24 protein-coding genes are annotated in these 25,548 nt (G+C 61.7%); 12 read left to right on the top strand and 12 right to left on the bottom strand.

Annotation, left to right across the window (positions count from 1 at the left end; genetic code table 11):
- Positions 1–47: 47 nt before the first annotated feature.
- Positions 48–1,511, bottom strand: coding sequence for a xanthine dehydrogenase small subunit (xdhA, locus tag FF124_RS12035; protein ID WP_425462527.1), 1,464 nt, complete (start codon positions 1,509–1,511; stop codon positions 48–50).
- Between the two features lie 33 nt (positions 1,512–1,544).
- A complete protein-coding gene (locus FF124_RS12030; RefSeq protein WP_138748739.1) occupies positions 1,545–2,321 on the bottom strand; it encodes a 3-hydroxybutyrate dehydrogenase in 777 nt (258 codons plus the stop codon).
- Between the two features lie 248 nt (positions 2,322–2,569).
- Here FF124_RS12030 and FF124_RS12025 point away from each other — a divergent pair, with 248 nt between their 5' ends.
- From FF124_RS12025 to der, 6 genes are all read left to right on the top strand, one after another.
- Positions 2,570–3,616, top strand: coding sequence for an LLM class flavin-dependent oxidoreductase (locus FF124_RS12025; protein WP_138748738.1), 1,047 nt, complete (start codon positions 2,570–2,572; stop codon positions 3,614–3,616).
- A 27-nt stretch (positions 3,617–3,643) separates the two neighbouring features.
- The gene (gene map, locus FF124_RS12020; protein WP_138748737.1) at positions 3,644–4,402 is read left to right on the top strand and encodes a type I methionyl aminopeptidase; all 759 of its coding nucleotides are present in this window, start codon (positions 3,644–3,646) and stop codon (positions 4,400–4,402) included.
- Between the two features lie 130 nt (positions 4,403–4,532).
- Positions 4,533–5,804, top strand: a complete 1,272-nt coding sequence (gene sbmA / locus FF124_RS12015; RefSeq protein ID WP_138748736.1) for a peptide antibiotic transporter SbmA — start codon at positions 4,533–4,535, stop codon at positions 5,802–5,804.
- Positions 5,805–5,873: 69 nt separating this feature from the next.
- Positions 5,874–6,461: an NnrU family protein gene (locus FF124_RS12010; protein ID WP_138748735.1), complete on the top strand. Its 588-nt coding sequence runs from the start codon at positions 5,874–5,876 to the stop codon at positions 6,459–6,461.
- 117 nt (positions 6,462–6,578) lie between these two features.
- The gene (locus FF124_RS12005; RefSeq protein ID WP_138748734.1) at positions 6,579–7,259 is read left to right on the top strand and encodes a tetratricopeptide repeat protein; all 681 of its coding nucleotides are present in this window, start codon (positions 6,579–6,581) and stop codon (positions 7,257–7,259) included.
- A gap of 19 nt (positions 7,260–7,278) precedes the next feature.
- On the top strand, positions 7,279–8,706 hold the full coding sequence (gene der, locus FF124_RS12000; protein WP_138748733.1) for a ribosome biogenesis GTPase Der: 1,428 nt from the start codon (positions 7,279–7,281) through the stop codon (positions 8,704–8,706).
- Here the strand turns inward: der and FF124_RS11995 are convergent, their stop codons facing one another.
- A complete protein-coding gene (locus FF124_RS11995) occupies positions 8,707–9,741 on the bottom strand; it encodes a glycosyltransferase family 4 protein (RefSeq protein ID WP_138748732.1) in 1,035 nt (344 codons plus the stop codon).
- A 190-nt stretch (positions 9,742–9,931) separates the two neighbouring features.
- On the opposite strand from FF124_RS11995, the gene bglA reads away from it, so the two are divergent.
- A complete protein-coding gene (gene bglA, locus FF124_RS11990; protein ID WP_138748731.1) occupies positions 9,932–11,581 on the top strand; it encodes a beta-galactosidase BglA in 1,650 nt (549 codons plus the stop codon).
- A gap of 41 nt (positions 11,582–11,622) precedes the next feature.
- Here bglA and FF124_RS11985 read toward each other — a convergent pair whose 3' ends face one another.
- From FF124_RS11985 to FF124_RS11955, 7 genes are all read right to left on the bottom strand, one after another.
- On the bottom strand, positions 11,623–12,135 hold the full coding sequence (locus FF124_RS11985) for an aquaporin (protein ID WP_138748730.1): 513 nt from the start codon (positions 12,133–12,135) through the stop codon (positions 11,623–11,625).
- 106 nt (positions 12,136–12,241) lie between these two features.
- Positions 12,242–12,316, bottom strand: coding sequence for a hypothetical protein (locus FF124_RS21030; protein WP_425462532.1), 75 nt, complete (start codon positions 12,314–12,316; stop codon positions 12,242–12,244).
- 248 nt (positions 12,317–12,564) lie between these two features.
- Positions 12,565–13,437, bottom strand: a complete 873-nt coding sequence (locus tag FF124_RS11975; protein ID WP_138748729.1) for an aldose 1-epimerase family protein — start codon at positions 13,435–13,437, stop codon at positions 12,565–12,567.
- A gap of 80 nt (positions 13,438–13,517) precedes the next feature.
- Complete coding sequence (gene aptA, locus FF124_RS11970; RefSeq protein WP_138748728.1) at positions 13,518–14,840, bottom strand: omega-aminotransferase AptA; 1,323 nt, start codon at positions 14,838–14,840, stop codon at positions 13,518–13,520.
- A gap of 252 nt (positions 14,841–15,092) precedes the next feature.
- The gene (locus FF124_RS11965) at positions 15,093–15,413 is read right to left on the bottom strand and encodes an ArsR/SmtB family transcription factor (RefSeq protein WP_281285276.1); all 321 of its coding nucleotides are present in this window, start codon (positions 15,411–15,413) and stop codon (positions 15,093–15,095) included.
- A gap of 86 nt (positions 15,414–15,499) precedes the next feature.
- Positions 15,500–16,216 (bottom strand): HugZ family pyridoxamine 5'-phosphate oxidase, encoded by a 717-nt coding sequence (locus FF124_RS11960; protein WP_138748726.1) that lies wholly within the window; start codon positions 16,214–16,216, stop codon positions 15,500–15,502.
- Entirely contained in the window at positions 16,213–17,283 is a 1,071-nt protein-coding gene (locus tag FF124_RS11955) for a quaternary amine ABC transporter ATP-binding protein (RefSeq protein WP_138748725.1), read from the bottom strand. The genes FF124_RS11960 and FF124_RS11955 overlap by 4 nt, the downstream gene beginning before the upstream one ends.
- Positions 17,284–17,485: 202 nt before the next feature.
- Between FF124_RS11955 and FF124_RS11950 the strand changes: the two genes are divergently transcribed.
- Entirely contained in the window at positions 17,486–18,067 is a 582-nt protein-coding gene (locus FF124_RS11950) for a thymidine kinase (RefSeq protein ID WP_138748724.1), read from the top strand.
- Positions 18,068–18,127: 60 nt separating this feature from the next.
- On the opposite strand, the gene FF124_RS20780 is transcribed toward FF124_RS11950, so the two are convergent.
- Together FF124_RS20780 and FF124_RS11940 are read right to left on the bottom strand one after the other, a co-directional pair.
- Positions 18,128–18,853 (bottom strand): helix-turn-helix transcriptional regulator, encoded by a 726-nt coding sequence (locus tag FF124_RS20780; protein ID WP_138748723.1) that lies wholly within the window; start codon positions 18,851–18,853, stop codon positions 18,128–18,130.
- 497 nt (positions 18,854–19,350) lie between these two features.
- Positions 19,351–21,669, bottom strand: coding sequence for an NADP-dependent malic enzyme (locus FF124_RS11940; RefSeq protein ID WP_138748722.1), 2,319 nt, complete (start codon positions 21,667–21,669; stop codon positions 19,351–19,353).
- A 278-nt stretch (positions 21,670–21,947) separates the two neighbouring features.
- Here FF124_RS11940 and FF124_RS11935 point away from each other — a divergent pair, with 278 nt between their 5' ends.
- The 4 genes from FF124_RS11935 (at position 21,948) to grxB (ending at position 25,545) form a co-directional block, all read left to right on the top strand.
- A complete protein-coding gene (locus tag FF124_RS11935) occupies positions 21,948–22,334 on the top strand; it encodes a DoxX family protein (protein ID WP_138748721.1) in 387 nt (128 codons plus the stop codon).
- A gap of 195 nt (positions 22,335–22,529) precedes the next feature.
- Entirely contained in the window at positions 22,530–24,176 is a 1,647-nt protein-coding gene (locus FF124_RS11930; RefSeq protein WP_138748720.1) for an acyltransferase, read from the top strand.
- Positions 24,177–24,204: 28 nt separating this feature from the next.
- The gene (locus FF124_RS11925; RefSeq protein ID WP_138748719.1) at positions 24,205–24,858 is read left to right on the top strand and encodes a ThuA domain-containing protein; all 654 of its coding nucleotides are present in this window, start codon (positions 24,205–24,207) and stop codon (positions 24,856–24,858) included.
- A 48-nt stretch (positions 24,859–24,906) separates the two neighbouring features.
- Positions 24,907–25,545, top strand: coding sequence for a glutaredoxin 2 (gene grxB / locus FF124_RS11920; RefSeq protein ID WP_138748718.1), 639 nt, complete (start codon positions 24,907–24,909; stop codon positions 25,543–25,545).
- Positions 25,546–25,548 lie beyond the last annotated feature (3 nt).

Raw genomic sequence — 25,548 nt, 5'->3', positions numbered from 1 at the left:
AAATCTCGGTCTTCAGGGAAAGCGCGTCATTGGTCTGCTTGTCCACCTTAAGCCTCCTCGCGTTCGAAGCGTGAGAGTTCTTGCGGGCTGCCCCCGGTTTCAAGCAGCAGGCGGGAGAGCAGGTTCTTGGCCGCGAGCATACGATATTCCGCCGTGGCGCGCATATCGGTCATCGGCTGGTAGTCGCTCTCAAAGGCGGGCCGCGCCGCTTCCACGGTCTCGGCCGTCCACGGCTTGCCGGAAAGGGCGGCCTCAACATGGGCCGCGCGCTTGGGAATGCCGGCCATGCCGCCATAGGCGATGCGGATTTTGTCGACCGTGCCGTCACCGCCAAGCTCAAGATAAAAGGCACCGCAAAGGGCGGAAATATCCTCTTCGCGGCGTTTGGAAACCTTGTAGACCGCGTAGTGCGCGCCCTCTGCCGGCTTCGGAACGGTAAGCGACAGCACGAACTCACCCGGTCGCCGGTCCTGCTTGCCGTAATCGCGGAAATAATCCTCAAGCGCGATGGACCGCGTGCCGTCCTTCGATTGCAGCGTCAGCGTCGCGCCCAGAGCGATCAGGGCAGGCGGGGTGTCGCCGATCGGCGACCCATTGGCGACATTGCCGCCGATCGTGCCCATATTGCGCACCTGCTCGCCGCCGATGCGGTCGATCAGCCGGGAAAGCGCCGGGATTTTGCCTGCCAGTGCCGGGAACGCTTCCGAATAGGTGACGCCTGCGCCGATGATGAAGCTCTTTTCCGTCTCGGTGATCGTCTGCAGCTCTTCCAGATGGTTGATGAACACCATCGGGTTCAGATCGCGCATCTGCTTGGTGACCCAGAGACCCACATCGGTCGAGCCCGCCACGATGGTCGCGTCGCGATATTCGGCGAGCACCCCGGCAAGGGCGTCGGCGGAGCCGGGAATAATCCCGCGCTTGCTTTCGGTGCCGATGGTGATGGTCTCGCCGGTCTTCATGGCCGCAAGCGTTGCCATCACGCTCTCGCGCTCGCGCGCCAGCGCATCGAAGGCCGCATCCGGTCGAATGGCGGAGGCCTTCTCCGCCGCCTTGATGATCGGCTCGTAGCCGGTGCAGCGACAGAGATTGCCCTGCAATGCCTTCTCGATCGCCTGTCGGGACGGTTTTTCGTTTTCCATCCACAGCGCGTAAAGCGACATGACGAAACCCGGCGTGCAGAAACCGCATTGCGAGCCGTTCATGTCGACCATGGCCTGCTGGACGGGATGGAGCGCGCCGTCTTTCGCCGCCAGATGCTCGACGGTGACGACATGGGTGGCATTCAGCGATGCGGTAAAGCGGATGCAGGCATTGACCGTCTCATAGACGAGCTTTCCGCGCGTCAGCCTGCCCACCAGCACCGTGCAGGCGCCGCAGTCGCCCTCCGCACAGCCTTCCTTGGAGCCGGTCAGGTGTCGTTCGATGCGCAGATAGTCCAGCAGGGTTTCCGACGGCGAGAACCTGTCGCGCGTCACGTCCCTGTCGTTGAGGATGAACCGTATCGTCATCAAAATTCCTTCAGAAAGATCCGGAGGCCGGCGTTATTGCGCGGTCCAGCCGCCGTCAATCGAAATATGCGTACCGGTGACCTGGCAGGCGGCGTCGCTCGCTAGATAAAGCGCCGCGGCGGCGATCTGCTCGACGGTCACGAACTGCTTGGTCGGCTGGGCGGCCAGAAGAACGTCGGTTTTCACCTGTTCCTCCGTCATCCCGCGCGCCTTCGCCGTATCCGGGATCTGCTTTTCCACGAGCGGCGTCAGCACATAACCGGGGCAGATGGCGTTGACGGTGATGCTGTGACGGGCCAGTTCCAGCGCGACCGTCTTCGTCAGCCCCATCATGCCGTGTTTCGCCGCCACATAGGCGGACTTGAAAGGCGAGGCGACCAGCCCGTGGGCGGAGACCAGATTGATGATCCGGCCGTGGCCCGCCTTCTTCATCAGCGGAACCGCATGATGGATGGTGTGAAAGGAACTTGTCAGATTGATGGCGATGATCTGGTCCCATTTTTCCGGCGGAAAATCCTCGATCGGGCTGACATGCTGCACGCCGGCATTGTTGACCAGCACGTCGAGCCCGCCGAAGGTCTTGTCGGCAGTCGCGATCAGATCCGCGATCTCGTCTGGCTTGGTCATGTCGGCGGGGTGGTAGATCACCGATCCCTCGCCGAGACTGCCGATGCGATCGACGGCCTGATTGATCGCCTCTTCCGATCCGAAACCGTTGATGACGAGATTGTCTCCGGCCTTCGCGAAGCCTTCGGCGATGCCGAGGCCTATGCCGCTGGTCGAGCCGGTCACCACTACTGTACGCGCCATGATATGTCTGCCATTCCCGATTCTTGTTGTTGTTCGCTATTCGCCTGAAAGGTTATGCGCAAACCAGAGGCCATGCAATTGCTTGCATGCCGGGCGGGGCCAAGAAATGGGCGTCCGGCGCCGGAGCGCGGAGCAGGGTGTGAACACAGCGTTTCAGGCGCGGCGACGCTCGATCCCGTGACTTGCGGCAGGCAATGCTCCATATCAGGGCCAACGCAATTCAGGTTCTGACTTGAAAGGACAAACCGATGGAACTGGGTGTCTTCACATTTGCCGATGTCGATCCGTCTGACGGCATTGATCGCGGGCGCGAGGCCGAACGCCGAATGAAGGACCTGATGGAGGAGATCAGGCTGGCCGACGATGTCGGGCTCGATGTCTTCGGCGTCGGCGAGCATCACCGCGTCGACTATCTTGTTTCCTCGCCGGCAACGGTTCTGGCGGGCGCCGCCACGGTCACCAAGAATATCCGGCTGACGAGCGCGGTCTCGATCCTGTCGTCGGATGATCCCGTGCGCGTGTTCCAGCAGTTTTCCTCCGTCGACTTGCTGTCTTCGGGCCGGGCGGAAATCATGGCAGGGCGTGGATCCTTCATCGAAAGCTTTCCGCTTTTCGGCTATCCGCTGGAAGCCTATGACGAGCTGTTTTCGGAAAAACTCGATCTCCTGTTGAATATCCGCGAAAACGAGAAGGTCACCTGGTCGGGCAATACGCGCGCGCCGCTCGCCGATCAGTCTGTCTATCCGCGTCCGGTGCAGAATCCGCTGCCGGTCTGGATCGCCGCCGGCGGCACGCCGCAGTCGATGGCGCGTGCCGGCTTTCTCGGCCTGCCGCTGATCATCGCCATCCTCGGCGGTCAGCCGCGCCGGTTTGCGCCGCTCTTCGATATCCACCGCCAGGCGGGGCTTCAGGCCGGCCACGATCCGGCGAAGCTGAAGCGCGGCATTTCCGTCCACGGTTTTCTCGCCGATACGGCCGAGGAAGCCGCCGACATCTTCTTCGAACCGCAAAAGGCGGTGATGGACAGGCTCGGACGCGAGCGCGGCTGGGGGCCGCAAAGCCGGGCGCAGTTCGATGCCTCGGTGGGACCGGAAGGCGCGTTGTTCGTCGGCGGACCGGAGGACCTGGCGAAGAAGATCGTCGCCCACCAGCGCATTTTCGGTCTCGACCGGTTCATGATTCAGTTTGCCGTCGGGCTTGTGCCGCAGGCCGAGGTCTTGCATGCCATCGAGCTGTTCGGCAAAAGGGTCGCGCCGATGGTGCGCGAAATGCTGGCCGACGGCGAGCCGGTTTAGAATTCGAAGTTTGAAAAGAGGGCCTGGATGATTGTCACGACAGAAGAAGAGCTTCAGGCCCTGAAGGAGATCGGTCGCATCTGCGCGGGCGCAATCGATATCATGTCGAAGGCGCTGGAGCCCGGCATTACCACGCTTGAACTTGACAAGATCGGCCGCAAGTTTCTCGATGACAATGGCGCGCAGTCGGCGCCGGAAGTGACCTATCGGTTTCCCGGAGCGACCTGCATTTCCGTCAATGAGGAGGTCGCCCACGGCATTCCGGGCGACCGGGTGATTGCCGCCGGCGACCTCGTCAATATCGATGTTTCGGCCGAGAAGAACGGCTTTTTCTCCGATACCGGCGCCTCCTTCGCCGTGCCGCCGGTGACGTCGAAGATCAAGCGCCTCTGCCGCGACGGCAAGCGGGCGATGTGGACCGGGATCAACCAGGTGAAGCCCGGCGGCGATTTCGCTGATATCGGCAATGCCATCGGCGATTTCGCCCGCAAGAACCGCTATTCGCTGATCCGCAATCTCGCAAGCCACGGCATCGGCCGCTCGCTGCACGAGGAGCCCGCAGAGCTCTCCACATGGCCGGACCCGAGCGAGCGCCGCCGCATCGCCGAGGGGCATGTCTTCACGGTCGAGCCGTTTCTTTCGCTCGGCGGCGAGTTTGCCGAGGAGGAGGAGGACCGGGAGTGGGTGCTCTATTCGATCCCCAAGGCGCTGACGGTCCAGTTCGAGCACACGCTGGTGGCAACCCGCAACGGGCCGGTGATCCTGACGCTTCCCGAGGGCGAATAGGACGCGATCCAGATTGTAGGCGCACAACCGATACGCCCACCTGAACAATGTTTAATTTCTCTTTCGGCGGTTTTTTGCCATAGATGGGCAGAGTCTCCTTCGTTTGTGTTCTTTCCGGAAGGCCAGCCCCTTGTTTAAGTCGTTTTTTCCGAAACCGAAACTGTTTTTCGCCTCCGCCCTGATATGGGCGCTGGTCGCGATCGCCGGCTGGTACGGCGTGGTGCGCGAGCTTGGCGTCGCCGTAGGCTTCGCGCCCTATCCGGAAGGCGAGCAGCCGATCGGGCTTGCCCATTTCGTAACGCCCGACTTCCTGTGGTTCTACCTCTATTATGCCGTGTTCTCGGTGATCTTCGGCGTTTTCTGGTGGATCGTCGGCGATAATCGCAAATGGCAGCCCTGGTCGGTGTGGGGGTCGCAGCTGATCATCTTCGTCACCTATTTTTCGGTGCAGATCTCGGTTGCCATCAACAACTGGCGCCGTCCTTTCGGGGATACGTTGCAGGCGGCACTTCAGGGCGAAGGCGGCATAACGGTCGGCGACTTTTATACGCTGATGCTGATCTTCCTGCAGATCGCCTTTCTGAGCGTCACCCTTTTCATCGTTTCGCGCTTCTTCATCAGCCACTATATCTTCCGCTGGCGCACGGCGATGAATGACTACTACACCGGCATGTGGGAACGCGTCCGTCATATCGAAGGCGCATCCCAGCGCGTTCAGGAAGACACGATGCGCTTCGCCTCGATCATGGAGGGGCTCGGCGTTTCGATGATCGATTCGGTGATGACCCTGATCGCCTTTCTGCCGGTGCTGTTCTCGCTGTCGCAATATGTCACCGAACTGCCGATCGTCGGCGCGATTCCCGCTCCGCTTTTCACCGCGGCGATCTTCTGGTCGCTGTTCGGCACGATCTTGCTGGTTGTTGTGGGCATCAAGCTGCCGGGGCTGGAGTTCCGCAATCAGCGCGTCGAGGCCGCCTACCGTAAGGAACTCGTCTATGGCGAGGACCATGAGGACCGGGCCGATCCGGTGACGCTGCAGGAGCTCTTCACCAATGTGCGCCGCAACTATTTCCGGCTCTATCTGCACTACACCTATTTCAATCTCGCCCGCAGTCTCTACCTCCAGGCCGACAATATCTTCGGCTATTTCATTCTGGTCCCGGCAATTGTCGCCGGCGCGGTGACCTACGGTCTCGTACAGCAGATCGTGACGGCTTTCGGCCAGGTTGCCTCCTCGTTCCAGTATCTCGTGATGTCCTGGTCGACGATTATCGAGCTGATCTCGATCTACAAGCGTCTGAAAGCCTTCGAAGCCGCGATCTTCGGCATGGAACTGCCGGAAATCGACCGCGAGGACTATCAGGAGCCGGGCGGAACCGTGGCCGATACGCACCCCGATTGAGCGGCTTCAAAACCTTGCGGTTCGGGATTATTGTGCGCATGTCTTCGCGCCTTCAAGGGGAATAGCGCCATGGTCATGCTCATCATTGCCGTACTGATTTTCACCGGCATTCATCTCATTCACACCTTCGCTCCGGGCTTTCGCCAGGCGATGATCGATCGGCTGGGGGATAATGCCTGGAGGGGCGTGTTCTCGATCGCGGCCCTTGCCGCGCTCGTTTTCATGATCTGGGCCTTCGGCCAGGCCCGCCAGCAGGGCATCATCCTTTACACGCCGCCCTTCTGGATGGCGCATATCACCATTCTGCTGATGCTGATCGCGATGATCTGTCTTGCCGCGAGCTTCTTCCCGCCGGGGCGGATCACGACCATGGCCAAGCATCCGATGGTGCTGTCGGTGAAGATCTGGGCCTTTGCCCACCTTCTGGCCAATGGCGAGGCGGCTTCCGTCATCCTGTTTGCCGGCCTGCTCGTCTGGGCGGTCATTCTGAGGATTTCGCTGGCGAAGCGCGAGCGAGCCGGTAATTACAGCCGCAAGCCCTTCGTCTCCGCGCGCTATGATGCCTATGCCTTTGTCGTCGGGATCGCGCTCTGGGGGCTGTTCATCTGGAAGCTCCACGTCTGGCTGATCGGGGTTCCGGTTTCCTTTGCCATGTGAAAATAGTCGCTCCGACGCAATATCCCCCGCCGGGAGCGGCTTTTTCCCTTACAACGGGATGAAAAAACGGCTAGAAGGCCCGGCACTGGAGAAAGAAATTCGTGCCGGAGTGACGGAATGGCAAATCAGGACGACAGTTTTATCCGCGAGGTCAATGAGGAGCTGCGTTCCGACAGGATGAAGGACGCATGGCGGCGCTTCGGGCGTTATCTCATTGCGGCTGCCGTGCTGCTCGTCGTCGGAACCGCCGGCTGGCGTGGTTACGAGTACTGGCAGGCGCGTGAGGCGGCCCAGTCGGGCGACGTTTTCCTGACCGCGCTGAACCAGATCGAGGCCGGCGATCTTGATGCCGCCGAGAAGACGCTGGCGGAACTCGAGTCCGAAGGCCACGGGTCCTATCCGGTGCTCGCCGAACTGCGCTCTGCGACGCTTCTGTCGGAAGCGGGCGATACGGCCGCCGCCGTCTCCGCCTTCTCCACGATCGGCAAGGACCGCAGCGTGCCGGAAGCCATCCGCGACGCTGCCAAGCTGCGCGCCGGCTGGCTGCTGGTCGATACCGGAACCTATGAACAGGTGTCGGCGGAAGTGGAGGAACTTGCCAATGACGGCAACCCGTTCCGTTTTTCCGCGCGCGAGATCCTCGGTCTTTCCGCCTATGCCCATCAGGATTATGCCCGCGCCCAGGAATGGTTCGAGGACGTCGCCAATGATCCGGAAGCGCCGCGCAACGTGCTGAACCGCGCGCAGATTCTGCTCGAGGTGATGACCGCCAACGGCGAAATCCAGGATGCCGGCTAAGCCGGCCCGAGAGGAATAGATGAGTTTCAAGGTCGCAATCGTCGGAAGGCCGAATGTCGGCAAGTCCACGCTGTTCAACCGTCTGGTCGGGCAGAAGCTGGCGCTCGTCGACGACACGCCGGGGGTGACCCGCGACCGCCGGCCGGGCGATGCGCGGCTGTTTGATCTCCGCTTCACCATCATCGACACGGCTGGCCTGGAAGAGGCCGCCGCCGACACGCTTCCGGGGCGCATGCGCGCGCAGACGGAAGCGGCGATCGACGAGGCCGATCTTTCGCTCTTTCTGATTGACGCAAAGGCCGGGCTGACGCCCGCCGATACGACCCTTGCCGAACTGCTGCGCCGTCGCGGCAAGCCCGTCGTGCTGGTTGCCAACAAGGCAGAGGCGCGCGGCTCGGATGCCGGCTTTTATGACGCCTTCACGCTTGGGCTCGGCGAGCCTTGCCCGATTTCGGCCGAACACGGCCAGGGCATGAACGATCTGCGCGAGGCGATCATCGAGGCGATCGGCGAGGACCGCGCCTTCGGCAAGGCCGATGACGGCACGGAAGCCGAAACCGACGTGATGCTGACGCGTGAGGAAGCCGAGAACCCGGAAGAGGCGGCGCCCTATGACGACAGCAAACCGCTCAGGGTGGCAATCGTCGGTCGCCCGAATGCCGGCAAGTCAACGCTGATCAACCGCTATCTCGGCGAGGAGCGCTTGCTGACCGGCCCGGAAGCCGGCATCACGCGCGATTCCATTTCGGTGGAATGGGAATGGCGCGGCCGCGCCATCAAGCTTTTTGACACGGCCGGCATGCGCCGCAAGGCAAGGGTGGTGGAGAAGCTGGAAAAGCTGTCCGTATCCGATGCGCTGCGCGCCATACGCTTTGCCGAATGCGTGGTGATCGTCTTCGATGCGACGATCCCGTTTGAAAAGCAGGATCTGCAGATCGTCGATCTCGTGCTGCGCGAGGGTAGGGCGGCGGTGATCGCCTTCAATAAGTGGGACATGATCGAGGACCGCCAGCAGGTTCTGGCGGATCTGCGCGAAAAAACCGAGCGGCTTTTGCCGCAGGCGCGCGGCATTCGCGCCGTGCCGATTTCCGGCGAGCGGGGCACCGGCCTCGACAAGCTGATGCAGGCGGTCGCCGATACCGACAAGGTGTGGAACCGCAGGATTTCCACGGCCCGGCTCAACCGCTGGCTCGACGGCCAGACCGTCAGCCATCCGCCGCCCGCCGTTTCCGGTCGTCGCCTCAGGATGAAATACATGACGCAGGTGAAGACCCGCCCGCCGGGCTTCATGATTTCCTGTACCAGGCCGGATGCCGTGCCGGAGAGCTATATCCGCTACCTGACCAACGGGCTCCGCGCCGATTTCGACATGCCGGGCGTGCCGATCCGCATCCACTTCCGCGCCGGCGACAACCCCTTCGAGCACAAACGCAAGAAGAAGCGCTGATCAGCTTTCGTGGGCGGCGACCATATTGTCGTAGAACTGCCTGGCCGCCGCTTCCCAGGTATAGGTCAGCGCCAGATCGCGGGCCTTTTCCGGCGAGCATTCCAGCGCCCTCAGGCATGCCGTCTTGAGATCGTCGTCGAGCGCGCCGGCCTGCTCATGGCCGCCGAGGATGTCGCTCGGGCCGGTCACGGGGAAGGCCGCGACGGGCACGCCGCTCGAAAGCGCCTCGATGATCGTGTTGCCGAAGGTGTCGGTCTTCGACGTGAAGACGAAAACATCCGCTTCCGCATAGGCTTTCGCCAGCGCCTCGTCCTGCAACATGCCGGCAAAGTGCACATTGGGGTATTTTTCCTCAAGCGCCCTGCGCGCCGGCCCGTCGCCGACAACGACGATGCTGCCGGGCAGGTCGAGCGCGAGCAGCGCGGGAAGGTTCTTTTCCACGGCGACGCGGGCGACGGTGAGGAAGATCGGCCGCTTGAGGCCGCCGAATGGCGCTTCCGATTTCCGCCGGGGGTGAAACAGCGCATTGTCGATGCCGCGGCTCCAGCGCATCAGGTTGTGGATGCCGCGTGTCTCCAGTTCAAGCGCCAGACTGTCGGTCGCCACCATGCAGCCATTGCCGGAATTGTGAAACCGGCGGACGATGCCGTAGAGCATATCCTTCGGGATCGGCAGGCGTGCGGCGACATATTCGGGAAAGCGGGTGTGATAGCTGGTGGTAAACCGCATGCCGTTCTTCAGGCAATAGCGGCGCGCCTTGAAGCCGAGCGGCCCCTCGGTGGCGATATGGACGAACTCCGGCGCGCTTTCCTCTATCCTTCGGGCAACCTGCCCGTATGTCGCGAGCGCCAGCCGGATTTCCGGATAGGTCGGCATCGGCATGCTGCGAAAAAGATCGGGCGTGATCATCGTCACCGTGAGGCCCATCTTCTCCAGTTCGTGGTTGGTGTTCTCGATCGAGCGAACCACGCCGTTGACCTGCGGATGCCAGGCATCGGACACGAGGGTCAGTCTCTTGGGCGCGTCTTTGTCCACTTCGGATTCTCCTGCGGGCGCATGCTCGCCAGTTCGGCCCTGTTATCCAAGCGATGTTACAGTCTTATTACACTGCAATTTCCGCGCGGACGCCAACTGCGGATAAACAGCGATCTCCATTTACCTGAGGAAGACGCAGCGATAGGCTTGGGAAAACGGTATTCAGTCGATTTCAGACAAGGGATTTCAAATGACCGGCGGGAAAAGCGAAAACGGCGCGTGGTGGCGCGGCGGCGTCATCTATCAGATCTATCCGCGCTCGTTCCAGGATACGACCGGCGACGGGATCGGTGACCTGCCGGGCATCACCCGCCGGCTGGCCTATGTCGCCGAACTCGGCGTTGACGCGATCTGGCTGTCGCCCTTCTTCAAGTCGCCGATGGCCGACATGGGCTATGATGTTTCCGACTATCTCGATGTCGATCCGATGTTCGGCACGCTCGATGATTTCCGGGCGCTTGTGGCCGAGGCCCATCGGCTGGGCCTCAAGGTCATCATCGACCAGGTGCTTTCACACACCTCCGACAAGCATGACTGGTTCAGGGAAAGCCGCAAGAGCAAGGTGAATGACAAGGCCGACTGGTTCGTCTGGGCCGATGCAAAGCCCGACGGGACCGCGCCCAACAACTGGCTGTCGATCTTCGGCGGTCCGGCCTGGGAATGGGACGGCACGCGCAAGCAGTATTACATGCATAATTTCCTGGCCAGCCAGCCGGACCTCAATTTCCATTGCGAAGCCGTACAGGACGCCCTGCTCGAGACGGTGCGCTTCTGGCTCGATCTCGGCGTCGATGGCTTCCGTCTCGACACGGTGAACTACTATTTCTGTGACGCGAAACTGCGCGACAATCCGGCGGTCGACGGCGAGCTTGGTCCAGCCGGTCTCGACGCGCCCGATGTCAACCCGTATGGCTTTCAGCAGCATATCTACGACAAGACGCGGCCGGAGAACATCGGCTTTCTGCAGCGCTTCCGGGCTCTGCTCGATGAGTATGACGGTCGCTCATCGGTGGGGGAAGTGGGGGACGGCGCGCGTTCCTTGAAGACTGTTGCCGCCTATACCTCCGGCAATGACAAACTGCATATGTGCTACACGTTCGATTTCCTCGGACCGAATTTCTCGCCCGCCCACATCCGCGATTGCGTGGAGAACTTCTTCGCGACGGTGAAGGATGGCTGGGTGTGCTGGGCATTCTCCAATCACGATGTCGATCGCCATGTCTCGCGCTTTGCCAAAACGGAAGCGGAGCGGGAGCCGGTGGCGAGACTCGCGATTTCCGTGCTTGCGACATTGCGCGGTTCGATCTGCCTCTATCAGGGCGAGGAACTGGGGCTGCCGCAGGCCGAAATCGCCTTCGAGGATCTGCAGGACCCCTATGGCATCCGCTTCTGGCCCTCCTTCAAGGGGCGCGACGGCTGCCGCACCCCGATGCCCTGGAGCAATGTCGCCCCGCATGCCGGTTTCACCACGGCTGACAAGCCCTGGCTGCCGGTACCGGCGGAGCACCTGCCGCTTTCGGTGTTCGAACAGGCGCCGGAGCCGGACACGGTCTACAATCACTATCGCGCCGTTCTGTCCTTCCGCGCCGAACACGACGTGTTGTTTGACGGCGATATCGCCTTCATGGACAGCGACAATGACGACGTGCTGATATTTACCCGTCAGAAGAACGGAAAGACGCTGCTCTTCGTCTACAATTTCGCCGACACGCCGCAATCCGTGCCGTTGCAGATCGCGCTCGAGCATGTCGACAGCATCGACCTTCCGGGCATGACCGGCGTCCTGAACGGCGCCCATGTCGACCTCGGCGCGTTTGACGGATTTTGTGCCCGCCTCTGAGAGAGCCGGGCCGGACGCCGCATGTGGCGGCGTCCGTCCGATCAGTCTTCAAGCAGCTTGAAACGGAAGAAGAGGGCGCCGAGCAGGCCGCCCGCCAGCGAGGCGACGATGAACAGCCAGAGCTGGGAGAGGGCCTGGTCTCCGGCGAGCGGCGCGGGACCAAAGCTTCGGGCGGGATTGGACGAAACGCCGGTGACCTGAATGCCGACGAGGTGGATCGCCGTCAGGGTCAGGCCGATGGCGAGACCGGCAAAGCCGGCGGCTGCCGCCTTGCCCGTCGAGCCGAGAATGACGACGACGAATATCGCAGTGAAAACCACTTCGAAGATGAGGGCGGCAGGCAAAGCATATTCGCCGAGATAGCCCGGTCCACAGCCATTCTGTCCCCGGTTTTCGGTCGAGCCGGCGATGACGGCGAGGATGGCTGCGCCTGCGAGCGCGCCTGCAAACTGGGCGACCCAGTAGCGAAGCACGTCGCCCGCCGGCATGCGGCCGCTGATGTAGACGCCGAAACCGACGGCCGGATTGACATGACAGCCGGAGACCGGGCCGATGCCCTAGAGCGACGTGCGTCCATTTGGACGCACAAAGGACGCTCTAACCTATTGAATCTACGCATCGTGCTTTCCGAAAATCGATTCCGATTTTCGGGCCGATGCGCTAGGCCATGGCGACGATTGCGAGGCCGAAGGCAAACGCAATTCCCGTCTGGCCGATCGAATCGCCGCCGAGCACTGCCGCGCCGCAGCCGAAAAGAACAAGAACTGCCGTGCCGACAAATTCCGCTACTATTTTTTCATCTGGAGATCCCCGAAAACGGCGGCGCGCTCAGGTGTCCGGCGGGCCGACAGAATATCGCTACACATGGTTGAGCGATCCGATTTTCTCTACCGATGAGGCATTGTCAGGATTTCGGCAATGGGAATCTTGTGTCGTCGATAGTTCCTGGAGTGGGCTGTGGATAGTATCCGTGCCCGTTTTCCCTACGCGTCTATTTCAACCGACCACGAGAAGCAGGTGCTTTCGCCCGGCGGCAGGATCTTGGTAAAGGGTCGTGCCTCAAGGGCTCCCCCCTTGCCGTTGGCCGCGGCCATTCCGTGCCAGGGCTCGACGCAGATATAGGGCGCGCCGGGCTTGGTCCAGAGCGCCAGATTGGGAAGGCCCTCAAAGGCGAAATGGAGCGCGGGCCCGTCTTCGGCGCTAAAGGTGAGGCGGTCGCCGGCGCCTTCCGGAAAGATCATAGCGTCGTCCTCGAAATAATCATGGTCGAGCGCGAGGATTCCTTCCGAAAAGGGCGAGGGAAGAGGGGCCAGGTCCAGAAGGCCGTCGCGCAGCCGGATCATTGCCGGTTCGTTCCGGTTCGCCAGGGAGATGTGGTGGACGTGGCCCTTGTCCATGCCGGGCATCGGCCAGCAGAAGGCGGGGTGGAAGCCGAAGCCGAAGGGCATCGGTCGCTCATTCCTGTTCTCGACCGTTGCCGAAACGGTGAGCGTTTTTCCTTCCAGCACATGTTCGATCGCGAGGCGGAAGGCGAAAGGGTAGGATTGGCGTGTTTCATGCGTGTCGGTCAGGACGAAGCGGCAGAGCGTCGCCGTCTGCTCTTCGAGCGTGAAGAGGCTCTTTCGGGCAAAGCCGTGCTGTTTCATGGCAAAGGTTTTGCCATCGATCTCCACCCGGTCCTCGGGCGCCTTGCCGACGATCGGAAACAGGATCGGCGCGCGTCCGGTCCAGAATTCCGGGTCGCCGTCCCACAGCCAGTCTCTCCCGTCGGCGGTTTTCAGCGATTGCGTTTCGGCGCCCAGCGGCGAGACGGTGACGGCAAGGTCTTCGTTTGCGATGCGGACGGCGTCGGTCATGATCAGGGTCCCATGGTTCTGTTGCTCGGGGCGGGAGGTCGAACCCGGCGGAAGCGACGCGGCCGCCGGGTATCAGCCGCTCAGATATTGTTCATCAGCACCTTGCGCAGCTTGTCGAACAACTCGTCGATCTCCGCCTTGGAGATGATCAGCGGCGGCGACAGCGCGATGATGTCTCCGGTGGTGCGGATCAGGAGACCGTCGTCATAGGCCTTCAGGAAGGCGGAGAAGGCGCGCTTGGTCGGTTCGCCGGCGATCGGCTCCAGTTCGATTGCGCCGATCAGACCGAGATTGCGGATATCGATCACATGCGGGCAGTCCTTCAGGCTGTGAAGCTGCTCTTCCCAATAGGGCGAAAGCTCCTTTGCCCGGGTCAGCAGGCCCTCGTCCTGATAGGTCTCGAGCGTCGCGAGGCCGGCGGCGGACGCGATCGGGTTGCCCGAATAGGTATAGCCGTGCATGAACTCGATCATGTGCTCCGGACCATGCATGAAGGCGTCATGGATTTCGTCCCTGACAAAAACCGCGCCCATCGGGATGACGCCGTTGGTCAGTCCCTTGGCCGTGGTCATGATATCCGGCGTGACACCGAAATATTCGGCGGCAAACGGCGCGCCAATGCGCCCGAAGCCGGTGATTACCTCGTCAAAAATCAGCAGGATGCCGTGCTTGTCGCAGATTTCGCGCAGCCGCTGGAGATAGCCCTTCGGCGGGATGAGGACGCCGGTGGAGCCGGCAACGGGTTCGACGATCACGGCGGCGACGGTGGAGGGATCATGCAGCGCGACAATCCGCTCCAGCGTGTCGGCAAGGTCGGCGCCGTGTTCGGGTTGGCCCCTGGTGAAAGCGTTCTTCTCCGGCAGATGGGTGTGGGGAATGTGGTCGACGCCGGTCAAAAGCGTGCCGAACATCTTGCGGTTCGAGACGATGCCGCCGACGGAGGTGCCGCCGAAATTGATGCCGTGATAGGCGCGCTCGCGGCCAATCAGGCGGAAGCGCTCGCCCTGGCCTTTCACGCGGTGGTAGGCCAGCGCGATCTTCAGCGCGGTGTCGACGGATTCTGAACCGGAATTGGTGTAGAAAACGTGGCCCATGCCCTGAGGCGCGAGGTCCACCAGGCGGTTGGCCAGTTCGAAGGCTTTCGGGTGGCCAAGCTGGAAGGCGGGGGCATAATCCAGTTCGCCGGCCTGGGCGCGGATTGCCTCGGTGATCTTCGGGCGGCAATGGCCGGCATTGACGCACCAGAGCCCGGCCGTGCCGTCGAGTACGGTGCGACCGTCGACCGTCTTGTAATACATGTCCTTGGCCGAGGCGAACATGCGTGGCGCCTTCTTGAATTGCCGGTTCGCGGTAAACGGCATCCAGAAGGCTTCGAGGTTGTTGGGGGCGACGCGGTCGGACATGAGCTGCTCCACAGAAGAAAGCGACCCGTTTGCCGGGTCATACTTTTTTGGAATTATACGGAGGAGCACGTTATCAGCGGATGGAGCGCCGTCAAGCTGGAAGGCGTGGGCGCCGGAAATGCCGTTTGCCTGCGCCGGATCGTTTCTTTGAAAAGGGATTGAGGCGCGGTCGCCGAACGGCCTGAACGGTCAATCCCCGAAAGAATGCGCCCGGAACGGTGTCCGCCGTCGATCCGGACGGAGTTCCCAATCTCAGCCGACGAGCGTATCGCGCCAGCCCGACCGGTCATAAATGTCATCGAGCGTATCGAGCAGCTTCTTCACCGGCTCCGCATGGGTGCTGTAATAGATCGTCTGTGCCTCGCGTCGGGTCTCCACCAGGTTCTGCGCTCGCAACTTCGAGAGGTGTTGCGAGAGCGCAGACTGACTCAACCCTACCCTGTTGGCAAGCGCGCCGACCGGCATCTCGTTCTCGATCAGAACGCATAATATCTGGAGGCGCTTCGGGTTGGCCATGGCGGCGAGAAGACAGGCTGCGACAGCGGTTTTGTCCGTTTGTGTGTTTGTTCTCACGGTCGTGCTTCCTTTTCTGGACATCGACGCTAGACAAGTTTTGTATTCACAAAGAAACTTACACAAGCTTTTATAAAAAAGTAATCTTAAATTTTGGGTATTTTGCCGGCAAGATCGTGGACAATTTCAAGCATTTCATCGTGATTAGTCACGACTTTATCAAACTCATGCCAAGCTATATTTCGGAGCTTTCTGAAATATATACCTTCAGGATCGATATCTACAAAGGTGAAGTCTCGATTTTCGACTTCTCGAAGCATGATTTCCGCATACTTTTCTATGTCGCCGGATTTGAACCATCCGTACGCCGACAAGGCGTCGGGTCGGACGATATCCGTGCCGTCGATCGCATAGGCCTTTCCGAATCCGCCATTGAGGTTGGCCGAGACCGGCTCCAGCCGGAACAGGTTGAAATCGGGAAAGTCAATGTAAGTTTTTGCTTTCTTATGACGGTTGAGAAAACGCTGGCGCAACCGAAAGTGGTTCTCGCTTCCCCGCTCGATAAGGCGCGCGTGGCAGCGCGTGGTCAGGCGCGGATGGGCCAGCGGATCGCCCTTGGCCGGCTCTCCGGTCAGGATAGAAACGCGGTTGTCCGCTTCGATCGCCCGCGTGTGGACCGAAAGTCCGGAAACCAGGATTGCCGGCGCGCCGTCAATGTCGGTTGCCAGCAGAACGCGGCTTGCGAGCGGAAATCCGGTCTTCGGTTCATTGACGGCGATTGCGGCATAGGGAGCCTCGCGGACGAGCCGGCGGGCAAGCGCTATCGCGGTTTCATCCGTTTCGCGCAGGACGGTTTTCTTCATCGGTTCGTTTCTTTTTCAGTCTCGTTCGGACGGGCGGCGGCAAGATGGATCATCATGTCCTGCTCGGTGATGGTTCCGGCAATCCGGCCGCGATCGATGACGCCAATCGTGCCGGGGCGCTCGCAAAGCGCACGCAGCAGCACGGCTGCGGATGTACCGGGCTTCACGGTTGCCGAAATCCGCACATCAAGACTGGCCCGATCGGTCACCGGCTGCATGATGTCTTCGGCCGTGAGGAAGGCGAAGCGGTTGGCATGGGCAACGAAGTCGGCAACATAGCTGCTTGCCGGCCTTCTGACGATTTCGCGCGCCGTTCCGGTCTGGATGATCCTGCCTGCATGCATGATCGCGATCCGGTTGCCGAGCTTGATGGCCTCATCGAGATCATGACTGACGAACAGGATGGTTTTCTTCAACCGCTCCTGAAGCGAGAGCAACTCATCCTGCAGATGAGCGCGGATGAGCGGGTCAAGCGCGGAGAACGGTTCGTCCATCAGCAATATCGGGGCGCCGGTGGCAAGGGCGCGCGCCAGCCCCACACGCTGCTGCATACCGCCGGAAAGCGCGTCAACGGGCTGGTCGGCCCATTCCGCAAGGCCGACAAGCGCCAGCTGCTCCTCGATCCGCTCGCGTTTCTCCTTCTTCGCAATGCCGGCAAGTTCCAGCCCGAAGCCGACATTCTCGGCCACGCTGCGCCATGGCAACAGGGCGAATTGCTGGAAAACCATGGCCACCGAACGGTTTCGCAGGGCCCGAAGCGCGCGGCCGCCGTCCTTATAGGGGTTGACCGGCCCTTGCTCCGTATAGACCTCCACATCGCCGCGCGTTACCGGCGCCAGGCCGTTGACGGCGCGCAGAAGCGTTGATTTGCCGGATCCCGAAAGCCCCATCAGGACGACGATCTCGCCCTCGCCGACCACAAGCGATGCATCGCTGACGCCGACGAGATTTCCGGTTTTCTTCAGGATCTCGTCGCGCGAAAGGCCGGCATCGATCAGCGGCAGCGCGCGTCCCGGGCGTTTGCCGTACACAATGTCTATATTTCGCAGTTCGAGGGCCTTGTTCATGAAAAGGACTTTCGAAGCAGAGGATGGTGAGAAGGGCGACGACGCGCCTGCGCGATCTCTTCCACAAACCGGGCGTTGCGACAAGGGCGCGCGTGCCGCAGCCATCGACGTCCGGCCTTGCCTCTTTCCTGTGACTTGCGGAATTTTGCGCTTTATCGATGCCGGTCGTTTTCGGCAAAAGGAAGCCGGAAGGATCGGGAACATGGCCAAGCTTCACTATTATTTCGCGACGATGAATGCGGGGAAATCAACGCTGCTGCTGCAGGCGGCCTATAATTACCGCGAACGGGGCATGCATGCGGTGATCCTGCTGGCAGAGCTCGACGACAGGGCCGGCAAGGGCGTCGTCTCGTCCCGTATCGGGCTGAAGTCCGATGCCGTAACCTTCGGGCCGGAAACCGATCTCTTCGAACTGGCCGGGAAGCTGAATGGCGAGAAAGTCATCGACTGCCTGTTTGTCGACGAGGCGCATTTCGCCACCGCCGATCATGTCTGGCAGCTTGCGCGGATCGTGGACGAACTGGGCCTGCCGGTCATGGCCTATGGCCTTCGATCCGATTTTCGCGGCGAGCTGTTTCCAGCTTCACGAGAGTTGTTTGTACTGGCGGACGAAACGCGCGAGGTGCGTACGATCTGCCATTGCGGCCGCAAGGCGACCATGGTGGTCCGGCTTGACGACGCGGGCAATGTCGCGCTCGACGGGCCGCAGATCGAGGTCGGCGGCAACGACCGCTATGTCTCCTATTGCCGCAAGCACTGGAAGGAAAAGACCGGTCGCAGGTAGTGGGCCTGCGTCCCAGAGGCGAGGCCGCGGCGGCGATTTGAATCTGGCCGCGCGACTTCATCAGTCGATGATGTTGAAGCGGATCGCCTTGGCGACGAGTTGCGCCCGGTTGACGCAATCCATCTTGCGGATGGCGTTGGCGAGATAGGCGTTCACCGTATGGTCCGAAAGACCCAGAATGCCGCCTATTTCGTGCGAGGTCTTGCCCTCCGCCGTCCAGCGGATCCCCTCCTTTTCGCGCGCCGACAGGCTTCCGATCTGCTGGCCGTGATGATCGCGCAGTTCACCGTGACGCCTGAGCGCGCGCCGGGCGATGCGGGTAAGGGCGAATTCCTCCTTGCTGCCCAGCGGCTCGCGATCGCCAAAGAACAGGAGCCCGGTCTGGTGGTTGGCATCGGCAGCCAGGGTGAACACGATCCCCATGGTGATCCTCAAGGCGCGCATGCGCTGGGCGAAATCCGTCCGGCTCAGGTCATCGGGGTTGTCAATGTCGGCAAGCGACCATTGCATTGGCGCACCGGCGCGCCGGTGCGTGGGTGAACCGGGAATGAAGCGCAACAGACCGACGTGATCATGGGATTCGATAAACGGGCGCGGAAGCGTGGTACAGTGCACAAGGGCCGGAATGATTGCCGCTTTCGGTCTCGGCACATCCATCAGGGTGAAATGGATCAGGCCGAAGTGGGATGCAATCTCTGCGAGAAGTCTGGCAAGGGTTTCAGTTTCGGCGGCCGCGTCAAGTTCGCGTATAAATTGAACAATTTTATCTTCCGCAGGTGGCCGCATACCCTCATCCCACTCGTTTTTATTATTGTTTTCTTTTATCTAATAAGTGAATCGCGGCTTGCCGCGCACCCATCAGACAAGAAAAGGAAGTTGCCCTGTTTTTCTGCAACCTTATATAGCAATATACATACACCGCTGGTGATGTCGAGTTGCGTCAATGCGAAAGACTCACTTTTTACGGGTAATTCTGGGCGCGATGCCGTTTGACGCAGTTTCCGGTTCATGCGGAAAGGCCGCACCGGCTCCACAGCCCGCATGACAATGGCGGAACGTCGTGAATGGAAGCGCCGCCCGGCACGGCCGAGGCGGCGCTATTCAAACCAGTTCACGCGACCGTCGAAGCAGGGGTCGGCTAGAGAGCCGTGCGTCCATTCGGGCGCACAAAGGACTCTCTAACCTGTTCAAACCAAGCATCTCCGGAAGATGCAGGGTGGTTTGCCGACGGCGATGTTTCGCCCGACCATGTCGGTTGAAGTGCAGCCGAACGCGAGACGAATTCAGCCCGCGTTGCGGCGTTCTTCCTGCGCGAGATCGGCCTCGACCACGGCCAGCGTCGCCATGTTGACGATCCCGCGCGAGGTGACCGATGGCGAAAGAATGTGGGCGGGAAGGGCGCTGCCGAGCAGGATCGGGCCCACATGCAACGCATCCAGCATGCCCTGAACCACCGTCATGGTGATGTGGGCGGCATCGAGCGAGGGGAAAACCAACAGGTTTGCCTCGCCGGAGAGTGTGCTGTTGGGCATCACGCGCTTGCGCAGTACATCGGAAATGGCGGTATCGCCGTGCATTTCGCCGTCGACTTCCAGATCCGGCATGCGTTCGCGGATGATGGCGAGCGCCTCGCGCATGCGCGCAGCACTCTCCGAATCGCGCGAACCGAAGTTGGAGTGGGAAACAAGCGCTGCCTTGGCCGCCATCCCGAAACGCGAGACCGCGCGCGCCGACTGGATCGTCGTTTCCGCGATCTCCTCGGGCGTCGGGCAGTAGGTCACATGGGTGTCGGCGAAGAAGGTCGCGCCGCGGTTGGAGATCAGCAGGCCCAGGCTGGAGAAGTCACGAACGTTCTCGTGCTTGCCGATGATATTGCCGATATCGCGCAGATGGCGGTCGAAACGGCCTTCCACGCCGCAAAGGAGCGCATCCGCATCGCCGCGCTTGACGGCGAGCGCACCGATAACCGTGGTATTGGTGCGCACGATGGTGCGGGCTCGGTCCGGCGTCACGCCCTTGCGCGCTACGAAGCCAAGATACTCCTCGACATACTCCCGAAAGCGCGAATCGCTTTCCGGGTTGATGATGTCATAATCCTCCTGAGGCCGCATTCTGAGCCCGTAGCGCTTCATGCGGGTCTCGAGCACGTTCGGCCGTCCGATCAGGATGGGGCGGGAAATGCCTTCCTCGACCAGCACCTGGGCGGCGCGCATCACCCGCTCGTCCTCGCCGTCGGAGAAGATCACGCGTTTCGGCTCGGCTGCCTTGGCGGCGGCGAAGACCGGCTTCATGACAAGGCCGGAGCGGAAGGCGAAGCGGTTGAGGTGATCGTAATAGGCTTCGTAATCCTCGATCGGCCGTTCGGCGACGCCGCTTTCGGCGGCTGCCTTCGCCACGGCCGGCGCGATGCGCAGGATAAGGCGCGGATCGAAGGGGGAGGGGATCAGGTAGTCCGGGCCGAAGACCAGCGGTTCGCCGCTGGAGGAATGCGGCACCTCCCAGACTTCCTCCTTGGCAAGCCCGGCGATTGCGCGGACGGCGGCCATCTTCATCTCTTCGTTGATGGTCCGCGCGCCGCAGTCCAGTGCGCCGCGGAATATGTAGGGGAAGCAGAGGACGTTGTTGACCTGGTTGGGGAAATCCGACCGTCCGGTGCAGATCATCGCGTCTTCGCGCTCGGCGCGCGCGAGATCCGGCATGATCTCCGGCACGGGATTGGCCAGCGCCATGATCATCGGCTTTTCGGCCATCTGCTTCAAAAGCGCCGGCTTCAGCGCGCCCGCGACCGAAAGGCCGAGGAAAACGTCGGTGCCCTCGATATGATCGGCAAGCGCATGGGCATCGCTTTCCTGCGCATAGACGGCCTTCCACTGATCCATATTGGTGGTGCGGCCCGGATAGACGAGACCGTCGATATCGAAGACCCAGATATTCTCCCGTTTGGCACCGAGCGAGACCAGAAGGTTAAGGCAGGCGAGCGCTGCGGCGCCCGCGCCGGAAGCGACGATCTTGACGTTCTCGATCGACTTGCCGGCAAGCTCAAGCCCGTTCAGGATGGCGGCGGCGACGATGATGGCGGTGCCGTGCTGGTCGTCGTGGAAGACCGGGATCTGCATCTTCTCGCGCAGGATGCGCTCGACCTCGAAACATTCCGGCGCCTTGATATCCTCAAGGTTGACGCCGCCGAATGTGGGCTCCAGCGCGGAAATCGTCGAGACCATCGCGTCAATGGTCGGCGCGTCGATCTCGATATCGAAGACGTCGACGCCGGCAAACTTCTTGAACAGGACGGCCTTGCCTTCCATCACCGGCTTGGAGGCGAGCGGGCCGATATTGCCGAGGCCGAGCACGGCGGTGCCATTGGAGATGACGGCGACGAGATTGCTGCGCGATGTGTATTTGGCTGCATCGGACGGATTGTCATGGATGGCGATACAGGGTGCGCCGACGCCGGGCGAATAGGCAAGCGCCAGGTCGCGCTGGTTGCCGAGCGGCTTGATCGCCTGGATTTCGAGTTTACCGGCCCGCGGATAGCGGTGATAGAAAAGCGCCTGCTGCTGCAGGTCTTCTCCGGCGCCCTTGGTTTCTTTGGGTTCGCTCATCGTCTTGATCTCCTTGTCCGGCGCCGGTGTCCGGTCTCCTCAATGTCGGGCGACTATATGGGCGGAAATGGCGAACTTCAATCCGTCGATGTCGCACGGCCCACGGTTTTGGCCGGCGCGTCGAAAACGGCGCGTCTCCTGCCATGCCGCGCGTTCAGGCGACTGACTGTTCACTACGGAAGATGTTTCACTCCCTGAATTTTCAGCTATTGTGCCGGGCAGACGAGGCGGTCTTGTGTAGACGCCGTTCACTTGAAAAGACCGTATGGAGACAGAGAATGAATAAAATGCTGCAGCCGATGGCGCCCTATTTCCTGGCGCTCCTCAGGGTCGTTTCCGGCCTGCTCTTCCTTGAACACGGCACCCAGAAAATCCTGCATTTTCCTGTGTCCGACATGCATCCGCCAATGTTCTCGCTGCTGTGGTTCGGCGGCATTCTCGAAATCGTCGGCGGCGCGCTGATCATCGTCGGGCTATACACCCGGATCTCGGCCTTCGTGCTGTCGGGCATGATGGCGGTCGCCTATTTCATGTTCCACGCGCCCAACAGCTTTTTCCCGGCGCTCAACGGCGGCGACGCGGCCATCCTGTTCTGCTTCGTTTTCCTCTACATGGTTTTTGCCGGTCCCGGGGCCTTCAGTCTCGACGGCAAGAGGAAGCGCTGAGCGCCGCGTCATATGGCCGGCGATTGGTCCGGCAATATCATCATTAGCCGTCCCCTTTCGGGCGCGGTCCGCCTTTTCGATGACAGGCCGGGGTATCGCTCCGGCCTGTCGCGCGTTATGGAGTCACGATACTGCGTCGGTCCGGCCTAACCGGCCCGGTCGGCGGCCCTTGAGAAGAACGTGCGGAGCGGCGGGATGAACCCTGATCCTGAGAACGAAGATGATGCACGCCTGCACGAGGCGCGGCTGCAATTCCTGACCTGGGAGCGCCAGCCCGAGGATATCGATGCCCCGGCCCACCGGGCGCGCTGCGCGGCGCTTGCCAAAAATGCCGGCGCGGTGATCGACGGGACGGCCTATGTCGCGGAAAAGGCGGCGGTTTTTACCGACAAGCTTCGTCTGGGAGCGAGCTCCTACATTGCCGGTTATGCCGTTGTGCGCGGCGATATCGAGATTGGCGCGGATTGCACGGTCAATGCCTATGCCTGCCTCGCCGGAAAAGTCACCTGCGGCGATCATGTGCGCATTGCCTCGCATGCGCAGATCATGGGCTTCAATCATGGCTATGAGGATCCCGATATTCCGATCTCGCGCCAGCCGCATGAAAGCCGGGGCATCGTCATCGAGGACGATGTCTGGATCGGGGCGAATGTGGTGGTGCTTGACGGGGTGCGCATCGGGCGCGGCGCGGTGATCGCCGCCGGCGCGACCGTGACCCGCGATATTCCGCCCTACATGATCGCCGGCGGCGTGCCGGCAAAGCCGATCCGAAAGCGCGGCGAGAAACGCGCGAAGGTGGGCGTCGACGTCGATGGCGCGCTCCGGGACATTAGCGGGAAAATCAGGACGGAATGGCGCGCGATCCTCTCGGCAAACCTGCGCGACGGCGTCTACGTTTCGCGCGAGGCCGATGGAACCGCGCGTCCAGGCATGCGGCATCTCTGCGATGCGATCGAGATCGCCGCCGGGCTTGACGAAAGGCCGGAGGGGCTGGACCTCGATGCCGCGATTGCCAGGCTGAAAGCCGTGCAGGACCCGCAGTCCGGCCTTTTTCCCGATCCCGGCCAGCCGCAAAAACCGGGCCTTCCCTTACGCGAGGATGGCATTGCGCTCTATAACGTGCTCTCTGTCGGTTATGCGCTGGAGGTGCTCGGCAGCCGGCCGGACCACAGGATTGCAGCCGTCGAGCTCGATGCGCCCGATCTCTGTGCCTGGCTGGAAAGCCTGCCCTGGCGGGAGAATGCCTGGGGTGCGGGCGCTGCCGTCGATGCGATCGGCACGGCGCTATATTTCAACGCGCGTTATTTCGAAACCGGCCGGGCGCGCGAAACGCTGTTTGGCTGGCTGGCGCTTAACGTCGACCGCGCGACCGGTCTCTGGGGCGCCCCGACAGCGGCGCAAGGCCTGCTTCAGCCGGTCAACGGCTTCTACCGGCTGACGCGGGGCACCTATGCGCAGTTCGGCCTGCCGGTGCCGCATCCCGAAGCCGCGATCAATTCCGTGCTTGCCAATTACCGCAATCACGATGGCTTCTCCGGGCCGGCCTATACGGCCTGCAACCTGCTCGACACGATCCATCCGCTGCTGACCTGTCTTGCCCAGACGGATCATCGCCGTTCCGAGGCCGAGGCGGTGGCCCGCGCAATCATCGCCCGCGCGCCGCAACGCTGGCAGCCGGATGCGGGCTTTGCCTTTGCCGACGGGCAGGAAGCGGGCCTGCAGGGCACGGAGATGTGGCTATCGGTCATCCATCTGGCGGCGAGGCTGCTGAAGAGCGAGGATGCGCTTGGCTATGTGCCGAAGGGCGTCCATCGCACGGCGGCCGTCGGCCTTGGGCTATAGCGCCCCGATTGAAGGGAAGGAGACGGCCATGACACGGCGAAAGGCGCTAGTGGTCTATGGCGGCATGGCGCTGCACACGCCGAGAGAGGGGGCGGAGACGGTCCGCGATATTCTGGAGGCCCATGACTTCACGGTCGATGTGACCGATGACTATGACGCGCTCGGCGCCGAGGATGTCGGGACCAACGCGCTTGTGGTGCCGGTGATCACGGATGGCGAGCTTTCAAAGGAGAAGATGGCGAAGCTGATCGCCGCCGTTCAGGCAGGCACAGGGCTTGCCGGATATCACATGGGCCTTGCGACGAGTTTTCGCGCCAGCGTGCCGTTCCGCTATGCCGCAAGCTGCTACTGGGTCTCCCATCCCGGCGACATCATCACCTATCGGGTCGATGTGACCCGTCCCGATCACCCGATCATGGACGGCATCGAGAGTTTCGAACACACGTCCGAGCAATATTACCTGAATTACGATCCTGCGGTTGAGGTGCTGGCGTCCACGACTTTTTCCGGCGCCTTCCATCCCTGGCGCAAGAATGTGGTCATGCCGGTGGTCTTCACCACGACGCATGGCAAGGGCAGGGTGTTCTACTCCTCGCTCGGCCACACGGCGGATGAGCTCGAAATCCCCAATGTGCGCGCCATATTGACCCGTGGACTGCTATGGGCCGCCCGGGCGCTCTGATCGCAGCGTGTTTTCGGGGGCGCACTCTCAAACAGGAAGGAAATACTGATGAAGCTTTATGTTTACGACCATTGCCCGTTCTGCGTGAGAGCCCGGATGCCCTTTGGGCTGAAGAACATCCCCTTCGAGCTTGCCTTCATGGCCAATGACGACGAGGAAACGCCGATCGCAATGATCGGCAAGAAGATGGCGCCGATCCTGGAGGATGATGACGGACATCTGGCCGAAAGCCTCGATATCGTTCACAAGGTTGATGGTCTCTCGGGCGAGCGCCTGTTTGCCGGCACGCCACGCAAGGAGATCACCGATTGGCTGAAGACCTGGGGCAGCACTGTCAACGCGCTGGTGATCCCGCGCACGCCGGATCCGGTCTTTCCCGAGTTCCGGACCGCTTCGGCCCGCGCCTATTTCACCGAAAAGAAAGAAGCCACGTTCGGCGCCTTCGACGGGCTTTTGGCCGAAACCGAAACCCACAAGGCCGAAATCCTCAAAGGTCTTGGGGCGCTGTCGTCCTTTCTGCCCGACGCCGAAGCCTCGACCATCGACGACATCATGCTGTTTCCGACGCTGCGTTCGCTATCGATCCTGCCGGACCTCGCCGTGCCCGAGCCTGTTGAGGCATACCGCACGCGTATGGCGGAGCGCTGCGGCGTGCCGCTGGTGAGCGAACTGCGCAAGGTGGCCTGAAGC

This window comes from Martelella lutilitoris, assembly GCF_005924265.1.
GTDB classification, from domain to species: Bacteria; Pseudomonadota; Alphaproteobacteria; order Rhizobiales; family Rhizobiaceae; genus Martelella; species Martelella lutilitoris.
This window is presented reverse-complemented; position numbering and strand designations above follow the sequence as displayed.

Excerpts from the sequence above, each read along its gene's own strand:
- map (WP_138748737.1), top strand. The coding sequence starts at position 3,644 with ATGATTGTCACGACAGAAGAAGAGCTTCAGGCCCTGAAGGAGATCGGT.
- FF124_RS11925 (WP_138748719.1), top strand. The coding sequence starts at position 24,205 with ATGACACGGCGAAAGGCGCTAGTGGTCTATGGCGGCATGGCGCTGCAC.
- FF124_RS12025 (WP_138748738.1), top strand. The coding sequence starts at position 2,570 with ATGGAACTGGGTGTCTTCACATTTGCCGATGTCGATCCGTCTGACGGC.
- FF124_RS12030 (WP_138748739.1), bottom strand. The coding sequence starts at position 2,321 with ATGGCGCGTACAGTAGTGGTGACCGGCTCGACCAGCGGCATAGGCCTC.
- FF124_RS11935 (WP_138748721.1), top strand. The coding sequence starts at position 21,948 with ATGAATAAAATGCTGCAGCCGATGGCGCCCTATTTCCTGGCGCTCCTC.
- FF124_RS11930 (WP_138748720.1), top strand. The coding sequence starts at position 22,530 with ATGAACCCTGATCCTGAGAACGAAGATGATGCACGCCTGCACGAGGCG.
- der (WP_138748733.1), top strand. The coding sequence starts at position 7,279 with ATGAGTTTCAAGGTCGCAATCGTCGGAAGGCCGAATGTCGGCAAGTCC.
- bglA (WP_138748731.1), top strand. The coding sequence starts at position 9,932 with ATGACCGGCGGGAAAAGCGAAAACGGCGCGTGGTGGCGCGGCGGCGTC.
- FF124_RS20780 (WP_138748723.1), bottom strand. The coding sequence starts at position 18,853 with ATGCGGCCACCTGCGGAAGATAAAATTGTTCAATTTATACGCGAACTT.
- FF124_RS12010 (WP_138748735.1), top strand. The coding sequence starts at position 5,874 with ATGGTCATGCTCATCATTGCCGTACTGATTTTCACCGGCATTCATCTC.
- FF124_RS11950 (WP_138748724.1), top strand. The coding sequence starts at position 17,486 with ATGGCCAAGCTTCACTATTATTTCGCGACGATGAATGCGGGGAAATCA.
- FF124_RS12005 (WP_138748734.1), top strand. The coding sequence starts at position 6,579 with ATGGCAAATCAGGACGACAGTTTTATCCGCGAGGTCAATGAGGAGCTG.
- FF124_RS11975 (WP_138748729.1), bottom strand. The coding sequence starts at position 13,437 with ATGACCGACGCCGTCCGCATCGCAAACGAAGACCTTGCCGTCACCGTC.
- xdhA (WP_425462527.1), bottom strand. The coding sequence starts at position 1,511 with ATGACGATACGGTTCATCCTCAACGACAGGGACGTGACGCGCGACAGG.
- FF124_RS11955 (WP_138748725.1), bottom strand. The coding sequence starts at position 17,283 with ATGAACAAGGCCCTCGAACTGCGAAATATAGACATTGTGTACGGCAAA.
- aptA (WP_138748728.1), bottom strand. The coding sequence starts at position 14,840 with ATGTCCGACCGCGTCGCCCCCAACAACCTCGAAGCCTTCTGGATGCCG.
- FF124_RS11960 (WP_138748726.1), bottom strand. The coding sequence starts at position 16,216 with ATGAAGAAAACCGTCCTGCGCGAAACGGATGAAACCGCGATAGCGCTT.
- grxB (WP_138748718.1), top strand. The coding sequence starts at position 24,907 with ATGAAGCTTTATGTTTACGACCATTGCCCGTTCTGCGTGAGAGCCCGG.
- FF124_RS11940 (WP_138748722.1), bottom strand. The coding sequence starts at position 21,669 with ATGAGCGAACCCAAAGAAACCAAGGGCGCCGGAGAAGACCTGCAGCAG.